This is a genomic window from Pseudomonas sp. 18-147 (assembly GCF_051048045.1).
Lineage (GTDB): Bacteria > Pseudomonadota > Gammaproteobacteria > Pseudomonadales > Pseudomonadaceae > Pseudomonas > Pseudomonas aeruginosa.
Genome location: NZ_CP182296.1, coordinates 1,896,004 through 1,916,310, shown reverse-complemented (window position 1 = coordinate 1,916,310; position 20,307 = coordinate 1,896,004). Strand labels below are relative to the sequence as shown.

Here is a 20,307-nt window from a genome sequence, read left to right as displayed (position 1 = left end):
GAAGAGAATCGGGAAATACGCTCTTCGCGCCCGCCTTCGTATTTATCCGGCCTGCGGAAACTCACTGGCCAGGCAGCGTGATCTCCCGTTCCGAAACGATGATCTTGTTGACCAGGCCGTACTGCACGGCCTCCTCCGCGTTCAGCCAGAAGTCGCGCTCGGTGTCGGCACTGATCTTTTCCGGCGTCTGCCCGGTGGCTTCGGCGAAGATCCGGTCGAGGCGTTCCTTCATCCGCACGATCTCGCGGCGGTAGATCTCGATGTTGCTCGCCGGCCCCTGGATGCCACCCGACGGCTGGTGCAGGAGGAAGCGGGTATTGGGCAGCGAATAGCGGTTTTCCTTGTCCGCCGCGGCATAGATCAGCGCGCCGGCGCTGGCAACGCTGCCGGAACCGATCATGATGACCTTCGGTGTGATGAAGCGGATCGCGTCGAAGATCATGTCGCCGGATTCGACGTGGCCACCCGGGGAATTGACGAACATGTAGATCGGATCGTCGCTGATCGAGGCGAGGATGTGCAGCTGCTGGACGACGTCCTTGGCCATCTTCTCGTCGACCCCGCCGGTGACGAACACCTTCCTGACCTTGAGCGCGTACTCCATCAGCTTGGCGCCGATGGCGCCGTGGGAGTCGCCGCCTTCGCGGTCCTTGTCATCGGTTTTCATGCAACCTCCTGGAACTGTTGGTAATCCATCCGGCAAACCTTTCAGGGCATGCGTTCGTTGTTCGCCAGGGCGCGGATATATATCCGTTAACGCGCCTCTTCCGAGCGGCCCATTATGCATCAGCCAGACACTTTCGAAAGGCTTGCTTCAACTTCGAAAAGACCGGCGAAGGTAATCTCGTGAAGCATAGCCATGCAGGGCCGCGACGCACGTTTCCCGGAACCTAACAGATTTGTAAGTTGCCTCGTAAATACCTACCAGAATTAACAGTTAACAACGCGATTACCCTGCAAGAATTAACAGCTATTTCTTCGAGCCTGCCAAAAGTAATAGTACACCCCGCTCTTGCTTCGGGTGCCGCCGCTTCCCTGCCAACCACGCTGGCTACGGCGCGCTGAAACGTCGACGGGTGGAACCTGTCCGGCGAGGCGTGCGGTGCCCGTGTTCGCCGAATCGATGGATTGTTGAAGAGGACGCAGGGATGGTTCGTTTCGCTCGCTTGCCGCTATCGCCCTACCAACGGGACATCTGGGTCGCCGCCGCGCAGTTTCCGGAACTCGACCAGTACACCATCTTCAGCTACGACCGCTTCACTGGCGAGGTCGATACCCAGGCCCTGGAACGGGCGCTGCTGCAGGCGGCGCGAGACACCGAGGCGTTCCGCCTGCGCCTCGGCGAGACGGACGGTACGCCGTACCAGTGGCTGGACGCGGATGCCGAGTTCGAGGCGCGCCACGTCGACCTGCGCGCCGACCGCGACCCCGAGGCCGCCGTGCGATCCTGGCTGCGCGACGCCTTCCGCCACGCCTACCCGCTGGACGGCCGCAGCCTGGTGGACCTGGCCCTGCTGCATAGCGACCAGGCCCTCTACGTCTACGTGCGCACCCACCATATCGTCAGCGACGCCTGGGGCCTGCAGCTATTCCTCAGCCGGGTGCGCGCCGGCTACCTGGGCGAGCTAGGCGAGCCACAGGCGCAGATGCCGACGGCTTCCCTCCTGGCGCAGCTCGAGACCGACGACTACTCCGGTTCGGAACAGTACCGCGGCGACCGCGCCTATTTCGCCGAGGCCCTGGAGGGCCTGGAGCCGGCCCTCTTCACCCGCAGGCGCCCGGCCGGGCTGCGCCGCACCGCGCGCCACAGGCTGACGCTGGAACGCACACTGCTCGATGCGATCCGCGATCGTGGCGAATCGCCCTTCCTGTTCCTCTCCGCCGCCGTGGCGCTGTACCTGGCGCGGATCCACCAGAACGACGACGTGGTCCTCGGCGTACCGGTGCTGAACCGCGCCGACCGCGCGGCCAAGCAAGTGGTCGGGCACTTCGCCAATACCCTGCCGCTACGCATCCGCACCGCGCCGGAACAGACCGTCGACGAATTCCTGGCGCAGTTGCGCGAGGCGACCCGGACGCTGCTGCGCCACCAGAAGATGCCCCTCGGCGACCTGTTGCGCGGCGCCTCGCCACTGTTCGACACCACCCTTTCCTACATGCGCTGGCCCGCCGCCCAGGCGATCCCGAACGCCAGCGTCGAGACCGTGGCGCAAACCCACGCCCATGACCCGGACGCGCTGGCCATCTGGGTCTCCGAGTTCGACGGGCACAGCGACGCGCAGGTGGATTTCGAATACGCCTGCGATGTGTTCGACGCCGACTTCCCCATGGACGCCGCGGCGCGGCATATCGAAACCTTCCTGCGCGCCCTGGTGGAGGGCGGCGAGCGCCGCCTCGGCGAACTCGATCCGCTGTCGGCCGCCGAGCGCGAGGAACTGATCCACACCCGCAACGCCACCGACCAGGCATTCCCCGAGCAGGCTACCCTGCCCACACTGTTCGCCGAGCAGGTGGCGCGCACCCCGCAACGCACCGCGCTGCTGGAAGCCGACGGCGGCACGCTCAGCTATGCCGAGCTGGACGCCAAGGTCCAGGCCGTGGCCGACGCCCTGCGCGCAGCGGGTGTGAGGACCGACGAGCGGGTAGCGCTACTGGTCGCCCGCGGTCCCCACCTGCTGCCGGCGATCCTTGGCGTGCAGCGCGCCGGCGGCGCCTATGTGCCGATCAATCCCGACCATCCCCTGGAGCGCGTCCGCCTGCTGCTGGAAGACTGCGGTGCCCGCGTGGTGCTGGTGGACGAGCGCGCAGCGACACTCGGCGAGAGCCTCGGCGAGACGCGCGTGCTGCACCTCGAACGCCTGCCGCAGAGCACCGGCGACCTGCCGGCGGCCAACGTGGCGCCCGGCGACCTGGCCTATGTCATCTATACCTCCGGTTCGACCGGCATGCCCAAGGGCGTCATGGTCGAGCACCGCTCGGTGGTCAACCGCCTGAACTGGATGCAGCGTCGTTATCCGATCGGCGAACGCGACGTGCTTCTGCAAAAGACTCCGGTGACGTTCGACGTATCCGTCTGGGAGCTGTTCTGGTGGAGCTTCACCGGCGCCCGCCTGTCGCTGTTGCCGCCCGGCGCCGAGAAGGACCCGCGGGAAATGCTGCGGAGCATCCAGCGCGACGCGGTCACGGTCATCCACTTCGTACCGTCGATGCTGACGCCGTTCCTCGACCTGCTCGACGGCGACCCGACCGCCCGCGCGGCGGCAAGCTCGCTGCGCCTGGTGTTCTGCAGCGGCGAAGCCCTCGCGCCGTTGCAGGTCACGCGCTTCCGCCGGCTGTTCGGCGACGCCGTGCGACTGGTCAACCTGTACGGACCGACCGAGGCCACCGTCGACGTGTCCGACCATGAATGCGCCAGCGACAACCCCACGCGGGTCCCGATCGGCCGGCCGATCGACAACCTGCGCCTGTACGTCCTCGACCGCGCGCTCAGGCCGCAGCCCCTCGGCGCCGTCGGCGAGCTATATATAGGAGGCGTCGGCGTCGCCCGCGGCTACCTGAACCGGCCGGAGCTGAACGCCGAGCGCTTCCTCGCCGACCCCTTCGTCGCCGGCGGCCGTCTCTACCGTACCGGCGACCTGGCCCGCTGGCTGGCCGACGGCAACCTCGAATACCTCGGCCGCGCCGACGACCAGGTGAAGATTCGCGGCAACCGGGTCGAACCCGACGAAGTACGCGACCGCCTCGCCGCGCTTCCCGGCGTACGCGACGCCGCGGTCGTGGCACGCGATTCGGCGGTACGCGGCACGCACCTGGTCGGCTACTACGTGGCTGCGGCGGAACTCGACCCCGGTCAATTGCGCGCCGGACTTTCGGCGACGCTGCCGGACTTCATGCTGCCAGCCTTCTTCGTGCGCATCGACAGCCTCCCGCTCAGCGCCAACGGCAAGCTCGACCGCCGGCAACTGCCGGCACCGCCGGAACAGGTGGCGGCGGTTGCGCCGCGCACGGCGACCGAGGCCGAACTGGCGGCGGTGTGGGCCGATGTCCTCGGCGTGGCGGAGGTCGGCGTGCACGACGACTTCTACGCCCTCGGCGGCGACTCGATCCTGATGCTGCGCATCCGCGCCGCCGCACAGCGGCGCGGCCTGGGCTTCGAACTCGCCGACCTGATGCGCAACCCGACGGTGGCGGGCCTCGCCGAGCGCCTGGTGCGTCCGCTCGCGGAGCGAAGCTACCAGCCCTTCGAACTGGTTTCCGAAGTCGACAAGCCGCGCCTGGAAGGGCTGGAGGACGCCTTCCCGACCAGCCGGCTGAGTCTCGGCCTGCTCTTCCATAGCCGCCAGCGCCCCGACTCGTCGGTCTACCACGACGTGTTCCACTACCGCTTCGACCTGGCCTGGGACGAAGCCGCGTTCCGCCACGCGCTGGACCGGGTGGTCGCCGCCTATCCCGCGCTGCGTTCGTCGTTCGACCTCAGCGGTGCATCCGAACCGCTGCAACTGGTGCATACCCAGGCGCGCAGCGAACCGCTGATCCTGGACCTGCGCGGCAACCCGGAGGCCGGGACGGTGCTCGACGAGCACATCCGCCAACGCCGCTTCCATCGCTATTCGCTGCAACAGCCCGGGCTATTCCTGTTCGCCGCGTTCGTCCGCGAGGACGGCCTGGACCTGGTGTTCAGCTTCCACCATGCGATCCTCGACGGCTGGAGCGTGGCCAACCTGATCGTCGCGCTGGTCGCCGCCTACCGTGGCGAGCCGCTGCCGGGCCCCGCGCCGGCGCTGGCCTGCCATGTCCGCGAGGAGCTGGCCGCGCTGGCTTCGCCGGCCGCCGTGGGGTACTGGACCGGGCTGCTGGAGGGCGCGAGGATGACCCGCCTCGACGGCTTCGGCGCCCACGAGCCGCAAGCCGCGCAAGGTCCGGCCAGCCATCGCGAAGCGCTGCCGGACGGGCTGCTCGAACGACTCAAGGCCACTGCGGCGCAACGCGGACTGCCGTTGAAATCGCTGCTGCTCGCCGCCCATTGCCTGACCCTGCATCTGTTCTCCCGCAGCGACAGCGTGGTCACCGGCGCGATCAGCAACGGCCGCCCCGAACTGCCCGACGCCGACCGCATGGTCGGCCTGTTCCTGAATACCGTGCCGGTCCGCTCGGAGATTGCCGGGCATAGCTGGATCGAGGTAGCCGATGCGCTGTTCCGCCAGGAGCGCGACGGACACGCCCATCGCCGCTATCCGCTCAGCGCCATCCAGCAGATCGTCGGCGACGAACTGAGCAGCGCCTTCAACTACGTCAACCTGCATGTCCTCGAACCGCTGTGGCAACTGCGCGACTTCCACGTCTGGGAAGAAACCAACTTCGCCCTGCTGGTCAACGTGATCGCCACGCCCAGCGACGGCATGTACCTGCGCATCGACAGCGACGGCCGCGGCATCAGCCGCAGCCAGGCCGCGCTGATCGGCGCGACCTTCGTCGAGCTCCTGTGGCGCCTCGCCGATCATCCCGACGAAGCCGCCGACTTCGCCTTCCTCGCCCCTCGCCGCGACGCCGCTTCCCAGCCCGAGCCGCTGGTCGACGTCGTCAGCCTGTTCGAACGCCAGGTCGAGGCGCTGCCGGGCAGCGCCGCGCTGGCCTTCGAGGAGCAACGCTGGACCTATCGCGACCTCGACCATGTGGCGCGCTGCGTGGCCACCCGCCTGGTCCGCGCCGGCGCGCGCCGCGGCAATGCGATCGGAGTGGCGCTGAACCGTTCGCCGGAGATGATCGCGACGATCTGGGGCATCCTGCGCGCCGGCCTGGTCTGCGTGCCGCTGGACGTCAGCTATCCCGCGCAGCGCCTGGCACTGATCCTGGAGACCGCACAGCCGTTCCGGGTGGTCGCGCATCCCGAGCACGCCCATGTCGCCGCGGCGGAACGGGTGCTGCCGGTAGAGGAACTGGTCGCCGACATCGAGCCCGAGACCTTCGCCGCGCCGCAGCTCGACGAGCTGGCCATGCTGCTGTTCACCTCCGGTTCCACCGGGCGGCCGAAGGGCGTCGAGCTTAGCCACCGGATGTGGGCCAACTACACCCAGTGGCAATTGCGCGTCGCCAGCGGCGTACCGGGGCTGCGCACCCTGCAGTTCGCGCCGCTGAGCTTCGACATGGCCTTCCAGGAGATCTTCTCCACGCTGTGCGGCGGCGGCGAGCTGCAACTCATCTCCAACCGCGAGCGGATGGACCCCTCCGCGCTGCTGCATGTCCTCGAACGCCGCCAGGTCCAGCGCGTGCTGTTGCCCTTCGTCGCCCTGCAACGCCTCGCCGAGGCCTCCAACACCCTGGGCGTGCGCCCCGGCTCCCTGCGCGTGGTGGTGTCCTCCGGCGAGCAGTTGCGCATCACCGAAGACGTCCGCGCGTTCTGCGCGGCGATGCCCGGGCTGCTGCTGGAGAACCAGTACGGTCCCACCGAGACGCACCAGGTCACCTACCACTCGCTGAGCGGCGATCCGGCGCACTACCCGGACCTGCCGCCGATCGGCCGGCCGCTGGACGGGGTCGAGGTGCAGGTGCTCGACGCCGCGCTGCGCCCGGTACCGGTCGGCGTTACCGGCGAGCTGTACTTCGGCGGCGACTGCCTCGCGCGCGGCTACCACCGCGCCCCCGAACTCACCGCCGAGCGCTTCGTCGAACATCCCTGGCGCCCCGGCGCCAGGCTCTACCGCACCGGCGACCTCGGGCGCATCCTCGGCAACGGCGAGATCGTCTGGCTCGGCCGCGCCGATACCCAGGTCAAGGTCCGCGGCTTCCGCATCGAGCCGGCCGAGGTCGAGCTGGCGATCATGCGCCAGGCCGAGCGCCAGCCGGGCCTGCGCGGCGCGGCGGTGGTGGCTCGCGAGCGCCAGGGCAACGATGCATTCCTCGCTGCCTTCCTGCTCGGCGAGCCCGAGGCGGTGGATCTCGCCGAACTGAAGCAGGCACTGCGCAGCGAACTGCCGGAACACATGGTGCCGGCACACTTCGCCTGGGTCGACGGCTTCGCCCTCACCCCCAGCGGCAAGCGCGACGACGCCGCCCTGCGCGCACTGCCGCTGGAGCACGGGACGAACATCGAGTACCTGGCCCCGCGCGACGACTACGAGCGCACCCTGGCCGGACTCCTCGGCGAGTTGCTGGATCGTCCCCGGGTAGGCATCCGCGACAGCTTCTTCGACCTCGGCGGCACCTCGCTCAGCGCGATGCGCTTCATGCTGCTGATCGAGAAGCGCTATGGCGTCGACCTGCCGATGGCCGCGCTGATCGAGACGCCGACCGTGGAGGGCCTGGCCGAACGCCTGCGGGAACGCTCGGCGGTGCGCGCCTTCGACCCGCTGGTACCGATCCGTGCCGGCGGCAGCCGCCCGCCACTGTTCCTCGTCCACCCGCTCGGCGGCCACGTGCTCTGCTACCTGCCACTGGTCCGCGCACTGCCGCCGGACCAGCCGGTATATGCCCTGCAGGCGGCCGGCACCGGCCAGGGCAGTACGCCGCTGGCGGTCCTCGAGGACATCGCCGCCAGTTACCTCGCGGCGATCCGCCGGGTGCAGCCGGAAGGCCCCTATTACCTCGGCGGCTGGTCGTTCGGCGGCTTCGTCGCCTACGAGATGGCCCGGCAACTGCGCGCGCTCGACCCGCAGGCGGTCGCCCAACTGATCGTGCTCGACTCCATCACCGTCGACCGCAACCACGCCGGCAGCGCCAGCGACGAAGCCCTGCTGCTGTTCTTCTACTGGGAACTGGTCTGGTTCGAGCGCAGCGACGAGGAGGTCGAGCCGCTGCCTGAAGGCGCGAGCCTGGAGCAGAAGCTCGACCACATCGTCGAACGCGCCATCGAGGCCGGCGTACTTCCCGCCGGCACCCCGCGCGCCACCGTGCAGCGGCTCTACGAGCTGTTCCGGGCGAGCTGGCAGGCACTCATCGGCTATCGCCCGGAAGTCAGCGACCAGGACATGACCCTGCTGCGCGCGGACGGCCCGCTGCCGCTGGCGCTGAAGCCGATGCACGACGCCGCCGGCACCCACTACGGCGACCCGAAGAACGGCTGGCAGCACTGGACCAGCGGCCGCCTCGATGTGATCGACGTACCCGGCGACCACCTGGTGCTGATGAAAGAACCCTATGTCGAGACGGTCGCGGCAGAGATCGCCGCGTTGCTCGAACCCTCCACCTCCAGCGAACGGACCCGCCCATGAGCAGACATCCCCTGAAGATCGTCATCGCCGGCGCCGGCATCGGCGGGCTCGCCGCGGCCGCCTGCCTGAAAGCCGCCGGCTTCGAGGTCGAACTCTACGAGCGGGCCAGGGAGCTGCGCGCGGTCGGCTCGGCGCTGTCGCTGATGCCCAACGCGCTGACCGCCCTGGAGAGGGTCGGCGTGCGCCCTGACCTTACCCGCGCCCAGGCCTTCGACTCGCTACGGTTCCTCACCCGGCGCGGGCGACCGATCCGCGCCATCGACTTCGGCGGCCTGGCCCGTCAGCTCGGCCAGCCGAGCCTGGCGATCCACCGCGCGAGCCTGCAGCAGGCGCTGCTGGAACAGGCCCGCGACTGCCGTATCGAACTGGGCGTGAGCGCCACCGGCTACCTGCGCCACGCCGACGGCGAAGGCGTCACCGTGCTCTGCAGCGACGGCCGCGAAGTGCACGCCGACGTGCTGATCGGCGCCGACGGCTTCAACTCGGCGATCCGCGCCACCATGACCGGCCCGGAGCGTCCCACCGACTGGCACTACGTGATCTGGCGCGCCACGCCGGCGTTCCGCCATCCGAAGGTGACGCCGGGCTACGTCGCCCATTACTGGGGCCGTGGGCAGCGCTTCGGTCTCGCCGACATCGGCGAAGGCAACGTCTATTGGTGGGGCACCCGCAACATGCCGGCCGAACAGGCGAAGGACTGGCGCGGCGGCAAGGCGGGCATCCAGCGCCTCTACGCCGGCTGGGCCGACGAAGTGCAGGCGGTCATCGAGGCGACCCCGGAGGCCGACATCAGCAGCCTGCCGGCCCAGGACCGACCGTTCCTGGAGCGCTGGGGCGACGGCCCGGTGACCCTGCTCGGCGATGCCGCGCATCCGATGCTGACCAGCCTCGGCCAGGGCGCCGCCATCGCCATCGAAGACGCCGCGGTGCTGGCCCACTGCCTGGCCACCATCGACGACCCGCAAGCCGCCCTGCGCGCCTACGAGAACCGCCGTCGCGACCGCGCCAGGGCGATGGTCGAGACCTCGCGGGCGCTGAGCCGCATCGAGCAGTTGGAGCATCCGCTACGCACCGTCGCCCGCGATCTCTACTTCCGCTTCGCTCCGGAGCGAACCTTCGCCCGGCAGAACGAACTGGCACTGACCTTCCCAGGAGTCGAATGATGGCCGAGATACGACGCCCGCTGTCCGCGGTGGAACGCTGGTACTGGCTCAGCGACCAGTTCTCCGCGCTGAACGTGATTTCCCGGGTGCGGGTCCATGGCCGGTTGTCCATCGACGACCTGCGCCGCGGCCTCGACGCGCTGCAGGCGCGGCATCCGCTGCTGCGCGCGCGGATCGAGCACGATGCCGGGCTCGATCCGCGCTGGGTGCCCTGCGAGCGGCCCATCCCGCTGCGCGAGGTGCGCGGCGGCGGCGAGGAGCAATGGCTGCGGGAAATCAACGAGCGCGAATTGCCGGAACGCATCGATCCGGACAGCGGGCCACTGATCCGTACCGTGGCGATCGCCACCGACGCCGGCGCCCACGACCTGCTGGTCGTGGTACCGCACATCATCGCCGACGGCACTACCGTGCTGACCCTCGCCGAACAATGGCTGACCCTGGCCGCCGACCCCGCCGCGCAACCCTGGACCGCCAGCGCCCTGCCGCCGTCGGAGGATCTGCGTCCGCGCCGCTTCACCGGCGACGAAGGCGCGGCGCGCCTGGCCGAGCAGACCGCCCAGGACGAAGCGCTGGTCGGCCGCCACCGCCCGGGCCGGATCGAGCCGAGCAACCCGGTGCCGCTGGAAGCGCGGCGTACCCGCCTGCTGCACCGGGAGCTGGACGGCGCGCAGCTGGAACAGCTGCAACGACGCGCCCGCGAACACGGCACCACGGTACACGGCGCGCTGACCGCGGCGCTGGCCATCGCCGCCGGCCACGACCACCAGCGCCGCCCTAGCCACATCGCCATCGGCTCGCCGATCGACTTCCGCGACGAACTGGAGCCGCCGGTGCGCCCCGACGAAGTAGGCACCTACGTCGCCACGGTACCGGTGGTGCTGGACATCGCCCGGCCGTTCTGGGAGGTCGCCCGCGCGCTCACCGACGACCTCGGCGAACGCCGTCGCCAGGGCCATCATTTCAACCTGGTCACCCTGGTCGCCAGCGCTGCGCCGCGCTGCATGGCCGACGCGCGGCCATTCATGGCCTTCATGGAAGCCGAAGGGCCGATCAACCTGTGCTCCTCCAACATCGGTCGCTATCCGTTCCCCGAGCGGATCGGCGCCTTGCGCCTCTCCGACGCGCAGTTCCTCACCGGCATCTCGGTGAACGGCTACTTCGTGGCCGCCATCAACTCCAGCCATGGCCGGCTGTTCTGGAACTTCACCTATATCGACGAAGCGGTCCCCGGCGAACGCGCCGAACGCCTGGCCGAAGATTGCCTGGGCACCCTGCTGTCGGCGATCCACGCCCCCCAACGATCCGCCCTCGAGGAGCAATGACATGTTATTCACCAGCAAACCTCTCTCGCCCCAGGGCCGCCACGTACTGATCACCGGCGCCTCCAGCGGCCTCGGCCGGGAAACCGCGCTGCACCTGGCCGAACAGGGTTTCCAGGTGATCGCCGGGGTGCGCCGCCAGGAGGATGGCGAGCGCCTGGCGAACGCCTGCCCGTCCGGCCGGATCAGCACGCTGCTGATCGATGTCACCGACGAGGAATCCATTGGCCGGGCCGCCGCGCAGGTGGCGGAGAAAGTCGGCGATACCGGGCTCTGGGGCCTGGTGAACAACGCCGGGATCTGCATTTCCGCGCCGCTGGAATGCGTCTCCAGCGACCTGCTGCGGCGCCAGCTGGAAGTCAACCTGATCGGCCAGCTCGCGGTGACCCGGGCGATCCTGCCGCTGCTGCGCCGTGGCGGCGCGGCGCGCCTGGTGAACGTCACCTCGGGCCTCGGCTCGGTCGCCATTCCCTACCTGGGCGCCTACTCCGCCGCGCAGTTCGCCAAGGAGGGAGTGAGCGACGCCCTGCGCCGCGAGCTGGCACCCATGGGCATCCAGGTCTCGGTGGTCAGCCCCGGGGCGATCTGGACGCCGATCTGGGGCAAGATCGCCAGCGAGGGCGAGCGCGCCCTGGCCGACGCCCCCGACGCCGTCGCCGACCTCTATCGCAATACCTACCTGCGCTTCCTCCAGGCCAACGAGGACGGCGCGCGCAACAGCGCGACCAAGCCCGCCGATGTCGCCGCCGCGGTGCATGCCGCGCTCACCGCGGCCAAGCCGCGGACCCGCTACCGGGTGGGCGCCGACGTGCGCCGCGGTACCCTGCTGGCGCGGCTGCTGCCCGATAGCGTGATCGACGGGATGTTCCGCCCCATCGTCACCGCCGCCCCGGCGGCGAAGGAGGAGCAACGTGCCTGATCGCAAACTGAGACTGGGCGAGGAACTGATCTCGCCACTGCACGCGCTCTACGACGGCCTGCAGGTGGACGGCGCGCCGCGTCCCGCGCATCGCGCCGCCGAGCATCCGGTGTGGGTGGTGACGCGCTACCGCGACGCGCGCAAGGTCCTCAACCATCCGGGCGTCCGCCGCGACGCCCGGCAGGCCGCCGAACTCTACGCGAAGCGTACCGGCAGCCCGCGCGCGGGGATCGGTGAGGGACTCAGCCACCACATGCTCAACCTCGACCCGCCGGACCATACCCGCCTGCGCTCGCTGGTTGGCCGCGCGTTCACCCCGCGCCAGGTGGAGCGCCTGCAACCGCATATAGAACGGATCACCGAGGAATTGCTGGACGCCATGGCCGGCCGCGAACAGGCCGACCTGATGGCCGACTTCGCGATCCCGCTGACCATCGCGGTGATCTTCGAGCTGCTGGGCATTCCCGAGGCCGAGCGCGAACACGCCCGCCAGTCCTGGGAGCGCCAGGCGGAACTGCTGTCGCCGGAGGAGGCCCAGGCCCTGGCCGATGCGCAGGTCGACTACCTGCGCGTGCTGCTCGAGGCCAAGCGCCGGCAGCCGGCCGACGACGTCTACAGCGGGCTGGTGCAGGCCGCCGACGAGAGCGGCCAGTTGAGCGAAGCGGAACTCGTCTCCATGGCCCACCTGCTGATGATGAGCGGCTTCGAGACCACCATGAACATGATCGGCAACGCGCTGGTCACCCTGCTGGTCAACCCGGAGCAACTGGCGTTGCTGCGGGCGCAGCCGGAACTCCTGCCCAACGCCATGGAAGAACTGGTCCGCCACGACAGTCCGGTGCGCGCCTCGATGTTGCGCTTCACCGTGGAAGACGTGGAACTGGACGGGGTCACCATTCCCGCCGGCGAATACATCCTGGTCTCCAACCTGACCGCCAACCACGACGCCGAGCGCTTCGACGATCCCGACCGCCTCGACCTCACCCGCAACACCGATGGCCATCTCGGCTACGGCTTCGGCGTGCACTACTGCGTCGGCGCCTCGCTGGCCCGGCTGGAGGGGCGGATCGCCATCCAGCGCCTGCTCGCGCGCTTCCCCGACCTCCAGTTGGCGGTGCCCCACGCGGAGCTGCAATGGCTGCCGATCACCTTCCTCCGCGCCCTGATCAGCGTGCCGGTGCGCACCGGATGCAGCGCCCCGGCGAACACCGCCTCCCACGCCAACCCGATCGAGAGGATCGCCCAATGAATGCCAAGGAAATTCTTGTCCACAGCCTGCGCCTCCTGGAAAACGGCGATGCCCGTGGCTGGTGCGACCTGTTCCATCCGGAAGGCGTACTCGAATTCCCCTACGCCCCGCCGGGCTGGAAGACCCGCTTCGAGGGCCGCGAAACCATCTGGGCGCACATGCGCCTGTTTCCCGAGCACCTGACCGTGCGCTTCACCGACGTGCAGTTCTACGAGACCGCCGACCCCGACCTGGCCATCGGCGAATTCCATGGCGACGGCGTGGCCACCGTTTCCGGCGGCAAGCTGGCGCAGGACTACATCTCGGTGCTGCGCACCCGCGACGGACAGATCCTGCTCTACCGCGACTTCTGGAATCCGCTGCGGCACCTCGAGGCCCTGGGCGGGGTCGAGGCCGCCGCCAAGATCGTCCAGGGAGCCTGAGCCATGCCGCGCGCCGCCGTGGTCTGCGGCCTGGGCAGCTACCTGCCCGAGGCCGTGCTCAGCAACGACATGCTCGCCGCCGAGCTGGACACTTCCGACGCCTGGATCAGCAGCCGCACCGGCGTGCGCCAGCGGCATATCGCCGGCGACCTCGGCAGCGGCGACCTGGCCCTGCGGGCGGCCTCCGCCGCGCTCGCCTCGGCGGGGCTGGAGCGAGTCGATGCGGTGGTGCTGGCAACCAGCACCGGCGACTTCTGCTGCCCGGCCACCGCGCCCAGGGTCGCGGCGCGCCTGGGGTTGGTCGGCGCGCTCGCGTTCGACCTGTCCGCCGCCTGCACCGGCTTCGTCTACGGCCTGGCCAGCGTCGGCTCGCTGATCAGCGCCGGGCTGGCGGACAGCGCGCTGCTGGTCGGGGTGGACACTTTCAGCCATACCCTCGACCCCGCCGATCGCTCGACCCGCGCACTGTTCGGCGACGGCGCCGGAGCGGTGGTGCTGCGTGCCGGCGATGCCGAGGAAGAAGGCGCGCTGCTGGCCTTCGACCTCGGCAGCGACGGCCACCAGTTCGACCTGCTGATGACCCCCGCCGTCAGTCGCGCCGAACGCAGTTCCGGACAGGCCTCCAACTACTTCCGGATGGACGGCAAGGCAGTGTTCGGCCAGGCGGTGACGCAGATGAGCGACTCGGTGCGGCGGGTGCTCGACCGGGTCGGCTGGCAAGCTTCGGACCTCCATCACCTGGTCCCGCACCAGGCCAACACACGCATTCTCGCAGCGGTCGCCGACCAGCTCGACCTTCCCGTCGAGCGAGTGGTGAGCAACATCGCCGAGGTGGGCAATACCGTCGCCGCCTCGATTCCCCTGGCCCTGGCCCACGGCCTGCGCCAAGGCATCCTGCGCGACGGCGGCAACGTGGTCCTCACCGGTTTCGGTGCCGGACTGACCTGGGGTTCGGTCGCCCTGCGCTGGCCGAAGATCGTTCCGACAATGGACTGAAGAGGGAAGAACAATGCCCAACGACATGGAAGACCATCTCCTCACCGTGCTCAGCGTCGCCAGCGGCGTGCCGAAGGAGGAAATCAGCCGGGACAGCAGGATGGAAGACCTGGCTTTCGATTCGCTGGTGGTCAGCGAGCTGTCGCTGAAGCTGCGCAAGGAGTTCGGCGTCACCGGGGTCGACGACGAACTCGACCTGCTGGAAACGGTGGACGAACTGTTCCAACTGGTCGAGAAGCACCGCGCCGCCTGAGGCCAGCGAACGCCGGCGTTCCGTCGCTTCTCTGCCAGGCGAAGGCGGTGCCGGGACATGGGAACGCGCATCGCCTTCGATCAACCAACACCAGAGCGAGATTCGCTGGAGGAAGAGGTGAGTCAGAACATGGATCTCACGATCGGGACGCATCGGGAGTCGGCTTTCTACGAGCTGGAGTTCGGTCCGAGGACGATAATGACCCTGGCCAACTTTCCGGACGACGTGCTGCCGTTGTTGCAAATGGAAAGCCTGATGACCTTCGAGGCGATGGCCTACCTGCGCTGCGACGCACTGGTCGAGCTAGGCTGCTACGACGGCCGGGCGCTGGAAATCGCGCGCCTGCTCAATGCCCGCTATCTCGGCGTCGACCTCGACCAGCGGGCGATCGAGACGCTGCGCACGCGGATCGAGCGCGAGGGCATGAGCGATCGCGCGGACACGGTGGTCGACGACATCCTCAACCACACCAGGCGCGGTGCCTCGGTCGGCTCGCGCGCGCTGTACCTGCTGCCGTTCAACCTGCTGGGCAACTTCCGCGAGCCGAAACGGCTGCTCGACTCCCTCGCCGAGCGCAGCGTGGCGGCGGTGGTCTCGGTGTTCGGCGACAGCGCCGAGGCCACCCGCGTCCGCCAGAGCTACTACCGCCGTTGCGGGGTGCAGGGCCTGGAGTTGCACACGCGGGACGACGGCACCGTGTTCACCGGCAGCGACGGCTTCTACTCGCGCTCGTATTCACGCGCCTGCCTCCACGCCCTGCTCGCCGAGTGCGGGCTGACCGTGGTGCGCAGCGCTTCGAACCTGTTCGCCCACTGCGTGACGGTGCTGCCCGAAGGCGCCGACCAGGGCTTCGGTTCGTCGGCGGCATGAGTCGCCGTCGTGCATTCATCGCGCGGCCACGGCACGGGCAGCTCGCCGTGGCTCGCTTCATCGTCGTCTGAACCGCTCGGGAGCTGGAAACATGCCTTTGATTGTCTACGTGCTCGGTGCCGCGATCTTCGCCCTGACCACCAGCGAATACATGGTCGCCGGGCTGATGCCGGCGCTGGCCGCCGAATTCGGCGTGTCCTTCGCCGCGATCGGCTACCTGGTCACCTTCTACGCCGGTGCGATGGCCGTCGGCGGCCCGCTGTTGACCACCGCCCTGCTCCGCGTGCCGCGCAAGAACGCCCTGCTCGGCCTGATCGCGCTGTTCGTGGTCGGCCAGGTCATCGGCGCCCTGGCGCCGGGCTATGCGGTGATGGTCGCGGCGCGACTGGTCACCGCGGTCGCCGCCGCGGCCTTCTTCGGCGTGGCGCTGACCGCCTGCGCCGAACTGGTCGAAGGCAACCAGTTCGGCCGCGCGTCGTCGCTGGTGCTCGGTGGCCTGATGGTCGGCACCGTGCTCGGCCTGCCCGTCGCCACCTGGCTGGGCGAATGGTACGGCTGGCGCGCGAGCTTCTTCGCGGTGGCGCTGGTGGCGGTGCTGGTCGGCCTGCTGGTGTTGCAGCTGATGCCGGCGATCCCGGGGTCGGCGGGCAGCGGCTCGCTGCGCGAGGAACTGAAGGTGTTCAGGAACGCCCATCTATGGTGGGTCTACGCCACCAGCCTGCTGCTGATCGGCGCCACCTTCGCCGGCTTCACCTATTTCGTGCCGATCCTCACCGAGGTCAGCGGCTTCTCCGCCTCGACCGTACCGCTGCTGCTGGTGGTCTACGGCCTGGCGACGCTGGTGGGCAACAACATCGTCGGCCGCCTGGCCGACCGCCATACCATCGCGGTCCTGGCCTTCGGCCTGCTGGCGGCCATCGCCGCGATGGTGGCCTTCGCCCTGTTCGGACAGGTTCCGGCGGTGGCGGTGGCGGCGCTGGTGGTGATCGGCCTGACCGGGGTGTCGATGAACCCGGCGCTGGTGACCCGCGGCGCACGGGTCGGCCATAACAACATGCTGGTCAACTCGGTGCACACTGCCTGCATCATGCTCGGCGTGATGGCCGGTTCCTGGATCGGCGGCCTGGGCATCGCCGGCGGATTCGGCCTGCAGGGCGCGCTCTGGGTCGGCGCGGCCCTCGGAGTACTGGCGCTGCTGACCCTGCTGCCGGAGCTGCGCTTCGCCCGCGCCCCGGTAGGCGGGGCGCTGGGCCGCTGAGCAGGATCCCTCAGGCGCTGCGCGCCAGCCAGCGGCAGTAGCCGGCGACGCCCTCTTCCAGGCTCTGGAAATCGTCGCGGTAGCCCGCCTCGCGCAGCAGCTCCAGGTCGGCGCAGGTATGGCTCTGGTAGCGCGCCCGCAGCGACTCGGGGAACTCGCGGTAGCCGAGCAGGCCGCTTTCCACGGCCTGTTGCAGCGACAGGGGCGGCTGGTCGGCGTTGGCGCGGACGCTATTGATCACCGCCAGGGCGACCTCGTTGAAGGTCCGTGCCTGGCCGCTGCCGAGGTTGAAGATTCCCGAACGCTGCGGATGGTCGAAGAAATGCAGGTTTACCCGCGCCACGTCCTCCACCGCGACGAAGTCGCGCAGGTGGCCGCCGGGCGGGAAGCCGCCGTGTTCGCCGAACAGTTCGACCCGCCCGTCGCGGCGCAATTGCTGGTAGCAGTGGTAGGCCACCGAGGCCATCCGCCCCTTGTGTTCCTCGCGCGGCCCGTAGACGTTGAAGTAACGCAGGCCGACCACCTGGCTGCGCGCCTGCGGCAGCGCCCGCCGCACACGCTGGTCGAAGAGGAACTTGGAATAGCCGTAGACGTTCAGCGGCCGCTCGTACTGGCGCGCCTCGCGGAAGGTCCGGCCGGCGCCGTAGACCGCCGCCGACGAGGCGTAGAGGAACGGCACGCCGAGTTCCAGGCTGCTTTCCAGCAGGCGGCAACTGTAGCGGTAGTTGTTCTCCATCATGTAGCGGCCATTGCTTTCCAGGGTGCTGGCGCAGGCGCCCTGGTGGAACAGCGCGCGGACCGTGCCGAAGTCGCCGCGGGCGTAACGCTCGAGGAAGTCGTTCTGGTCCAGGTAGTCGGCGATATCGGCGTCCGCCAGGTTGCGAAACTGCTCGCCGTCGGTGAGATCGTCCACCGCGATGATGTCGGTCTCGCCGCGCCGGTTCAGCGCCTGCAGCAGATTGCTGCCGATGAAGCCGGCGGCGCCGGTGACGATGATGCTCATGGGCACTCCCTTCGACAGGATGAATGCCCCCAGGCTATGCCTATGCGCCGTGCCGCCCGTTGACCTGCAACAAGCCATGGGCGGACGGCAGCGGTTCAGCGGGAAGGACGATCGTTGTGACCGAGGTCGCGTTGCGGGTCGATGCGGTCACGAACCCGCTGCTTGAGCGCCTTGGCCTCGGGGAAGCCGCCGTCGGCCTTGCGCTCCCAGACCTGCACGCCGTCGCAGGTGATGCGGAAGACGCCGCCGGTTCCGGGCTCCAGGCAGACTTTTCCGAGATCGTCGGCGAAGGTGCTGAGCAGTTCCTGGGCCAGCCAGGCGGCACGCAGCAGCCACTGGCACTGGGTGCAATAGGTGATGACGATTTCGGGCTTGGCGGTGGGCATGTCGGCGGCTCAGGGGAAACGGTCGCGCCTATAATAGCCGCCTTTTCACCCGGCTCCGGATCGTTCTCATGCGCCGCCTGCTGCTCGTACTGCTGCTCCTGCTTCCCCTGTCTGCCCTCGCCGCGGAGGCCCGGCCGAAGATCGGTCTGGTCCTCTCCGGCGGTGCCGCCCGCGGCCTGGCCCATATCGGCGTGCTCAAGGCCCTCGACGAACAGGGCATCCAGATCGACGCCATCGCCGGCACCAGCATGGGCGCGGTGGTCGGCGGCCTGTACGCCTCCGGCTACACCCCCGCCGAACTGGAGCGCATCGCCCTGGAGATGGACTGGCAGCAGGCGCTGTCCGACGCGCCGCCGCGCAAGGACGTGCCGTTCCGGCGCAAGCAGGACGACCGCGACTTCCTGGTCAAGCAGAAGATCAGCTTCCGCGACGACGGCACCCTCGGCCTGCCGCTGGGGGTGATCCAGGGCCAGAACCTGGCGATGGTGCTGGAAAGCCTGCTGGTGCACACCAGCGACAACCGCGACTTCGACAAGCTGGCGATCCCCTTCCGCGCCGTCTCCACCGATATCGCAACCGGCGAGAAAGTGGTGTTCCGCAAGGGCCACCTGCCCCAGGCGATCCGCGCCAGCATGTCGATCCCCGCCGTGTTCGCCCCGGTGGAGATCGACGGCAGGCTGCTGGTGGATGGTGGCATGGTCGACAACATCCCGGTGGACGTGGCGCGCGACATGGGCGTGGACGTGGTGATCGTGGTCGACATCGGCAACCCGCTGCGCGACCGCAAGGACCTGAGCACCGTGCTCGACGTGATGAACCAGTCGATCACCCTGATGACCCGGAAGAACTCCGAAGCCCAGCTGGCCACGCTCAAGCCCGGCGACGTGCTGATCCAGCCGCCGCTGTCCGGCTACGGCACCACCGACTTCGGCCGCGTGCCACAACTGATCGACGCCGGCTACCGCGCCACCACGGTGCTCGCCGCGCGCCTCGCCGAGTTGCGCAAGCCGAAGGACCTCAACAGCGAAGCGCTCGACGTGGCGCGCACGCCGAACCAGCGCAAGCCGGTGATCGACGCGATCCGCGTGGAGAACAACTCGAAGGTCAGCGACGAGGTGATCCGCCACTACATCCGCCAGCCGCTCGGCACGCGCCTCGACCTCGGCCGCCTGCAGGACGACATGAGCACCCTCTACGGCCTCGACTACTTCGACCAGGTGCAGTACCGGGTGGTCAAGGAGAAGAAGCTCAACACCCTGGTGATCCACGCCACCGGCAAGAAAGGCGGCACCGACTTCCTTCGCCTGGGCCTCAACCTGTCCGACGACATGCGCGGCGAAAGCACCTTCAACCTCGGCGGCAGCTACCGCATGAACGGCCTCAACCGGCTCGGCGCCGAGTGGCTGACCCGGGTCCAGCTCGGCGACCGCCAGGAACTCTACAGCGAGTTCTACCAGCCGCTCGACGTCGGCTCGCGCTACTTCGTCGCGCCCTTCCTGTTCCACGAGGCACAGAACGTCGACGTCACCGAGGACAACGACCCGCTGCTGCGCTATCGCCTGGAGCGCTACGGCTACGGCCTCAACGTCGGCCGGCAGATCGCCAACAACGGCGAAATCCGCCTGGGCGCGGTGCAGGCCTACGGCAAGGCCGACGTGCGCATCGGCGACCCGAGCCTGCCGGACATCGACTTCACCGAGGGCTACTACGAACTGAAGTACTCGTTCGATACCGTCGACGACGTCAATTTCCCCCACGAGGGCGAGGAGATCGGCCTGACCATGCGCCGCTACGACAAGTCCCTCGGCTCGGACGACAGCTACCGGCAGTGGGACCTGCGGCTGAACAAGGCGCTCAGCTTCGGCGCCGACACCTGGGTGTTCGGCGGCGGCTACGGGCGCACCCTGGACGACGCCGAGGTGGTCACCTCCAGCTTCACCCTCGGCGGCGCCCGCGAGCTGTCGGGCTTCCGCCGCGACGCGCTGTCCGGGCAGAACTACAGCCTGGGACGGATCGTCTATTACCGGCGCCTCACCGAACGTTCCTTCCTGCCGCTGGACTTCCCGCTGTACCTGGGCGGCAGCATCGAGCGCGGACGCATCTGGAACAACGACAACGAATACGACAGCGGCTACATCAACGCCGCCAGCCTGATGATCGGCTTCGATACGCCGCTGGGGCCGCTGACCTTCAGCTACGGGATCAACGACGAGAACTTCAAGGCGTTCTACCTGAACCTCGGGCAGAACTTCTGAGCGG

14 protein-coding genes are annotated in these 20,307 nt (G+C 68.9%); 11 read left to right on the top strand and 3 right to left on the bottom strand.

Annotated features, from left to right (window positions below; translation table 11 throughout):
* Window positions 1-61: 61 nt before the first annotated feature.
* Window positions 62-667: an ATP-dependent Clp protease proteolytic subunit gene (locus tag ACM0M4_RS09260; RefSeq protein ID WP_003091706.1), complete on the bottom strand. Its 606-nt coding sequence runs from the start codon at window positions 665-667 to the stop codon at window positions 62-64.
* A gap of 481 nt (window positions 668-1,148) precedes the next feature.
* Between ACM0M4_RS09260 and ACM0M4_RS09255 the strand changes: the two genes are divergently transcribed.
* The 10 genes from ACM0M4_RS09255 (at window position 1,149) to ACM0M4_RS09210 (ending at window position 16,659) form a co-directional block, all read left to right on the top strand.
* Window positions 1,149-8,207, top strand: coding sequence for an amino acid adenylation domain-containing protein (locus ACM0M4_RS09255; RefSeq protein ID WP_004345127.1), 7,059 nt, complete (start codon window positions 1,149-1,151; stop codon window positions 8,205-8,207).
* Window positions 8,204-9,370, top strand: a complete 1,167-nt coding sequence (locus tag ACM0M4_RS09250; protein WP_003091709.1) for an FAD-dependent oxidoreductase — start codon at window positions 8,204-8,206, stop codon at window positions 9,368-9,370. The genes ACM0M4_RS09255 and ACM0M4_RS09250 overlap by 4 nt, the downstream gene beginning before the upstream one ends.
* Window positions 9,367-10,695, top strand: a complete 1,329-nt coding sequence (locus ACM0M4_RS09245) for a condensation domain-containing protein (protein ID WP_012613836.1) — start codon at window positions 9,367-9,369, stop codon at window positions 10,693-10,695. Before ACM0M4_RS09250 ends, ACM0M4_RS09245 begins: the two co-directional genes overlap by 4 nt.
* 1 nt (window position 10,696) lies before the next feature.
* A complete protein-coding gene (locus tag ACM0M4_RS09240) occupies window positions 10,697-11,611 on the top strand; it encodes an SDR family NAD(P)-dependent oxidoreductase (protein ID WP_108202018.1) in 915 nt (304 codons plus the stop codon).
* The gene (locus tag ACM0M4_RS09235; RefSeq protein ID WP_003091710.1) at window positions 11,604-12,860 is read left to right on the top strand and encodes a cytochrome P450 family protein; all 1,257 of its coding nucleotides are present in this window, start codon (window positions 11,604-11,606) and stop codon (window positions 12,858-12,860) included. The genes ACM0M4_RS09240 and ACM0M4_RS09235 overlap by 8 nt, the downstream gene beginning before the upstream one ends.
* A complete protein-coding gene (locus tag ACM0M4_RS09230; protein WP_003091711.1) occupies window positions 12,857-13,282 on the top strand; it encodes a nuclear transport factor 2 family protein in 426 nt (141 codons plus the stop codon). Before ACM0M4_RS09235 ends, ACM0M4_RS09230 begins: the two co-directional genes overlap by 4 nt.
* Window positions 13,283-13,285: 3 nt before the next feature.
* Window positions 13,286-14,278 (top strand): beta-ketoacyl-ACP synthase III, encoded by a 993-nt coding sequence (locus ACM0M4_RS09225; RefSeq protein WP_108202017.1) that lies wholly within the window; start codon window positions 13,286-13,288, stop codon window positions 14,276-14,278.
* Window positions 14,279-14,291: 13 nt separating this feature from the next.
* The gene (locus ACM0M4_RS09220; protein ID WP_003106204.1) at window positions 14,292-14,531 is read left to right on the top strand and encodes an acyl carrier protein; all 240 of its coding nucleotides are present in this window, start codon (window positions 14,292-14,294) and stop codon (window positions 14,529-14,531) included.
* Window positions 14,532-14,648: 117 nt separating this feature from the next.
* Entirely contained in the window at window positions 14,649-15,401 is a 753-nt protein-coding gene (locus ACM0M4_RS09215; protein WP_003119643.1) for an SAM-dependent methyltransferase, read from the top strand.
* A gap of 91 nt (window positions 15,402-15,492) precedes the next feature.
* Window positions 15,493-16,659: an MFS transporter gene (locus ACM0M4_RS09210; protein WP_003106206.1), complete on the top strand. Its 1,167-nt coding sequence runs from the start codon at window positions 15,493-15,495 to the stop codon at window positions 16,657-16,659.
* Window positions 16,660-16,669: 10 nt separating this feature from the next.
* On the opposite strand, the gene rfaD is transcribed toward ACM0M4_RS09210, so the two are convergent.
* Together rfaD and ACM0M4_RS09200 are read right to left on the bottom strand one after the other, a co-directional pair.
* Entirely contained in the window at window positions 16,670-17,662 is a 993-nt protein-coding gene (gene rfaD / locus ACM0M4_RS09205; protein ID WP_003106207.1) for an ADP-glyceromanno-heptose 6-epimerase, read from the bottom strand.
* Window positions 17,663-17,757: 95 nt separating this feature from the next.
* The gene (locus tag ACM0M4_RS09200; protein ID WP_003091717.1) at window positions 17,758-18,048 is read right to left on the bottom strand and encodes a SelT/SelW/SelH family protein; all 291 of its coding nucleotides are present in this window, start codon (window positions 18,046-18,048) and stop codon (window positions 17,758-17,760) included.
* A 68-nt stretch (window positions 18,049-18,116) separates the two neighbouring features.
* Between ACM0M4_RS09200 and plpD the strand changes: the two genes are divergently transcribed.
* Window positions 18,117-20,303, top strand: a complete 2,187-nt coding sequence (gene plpD, locus ACM0M4_RS09195) for a patatin-like phospholipase PlpD (RefSeq protein WP_003113139.1) — start codon at window positions 18,117-18,119, stop codon at window positions 20,301-20,303.
* Window positions 20,304-20,307 lie beyond the last annotated feature (4 nt).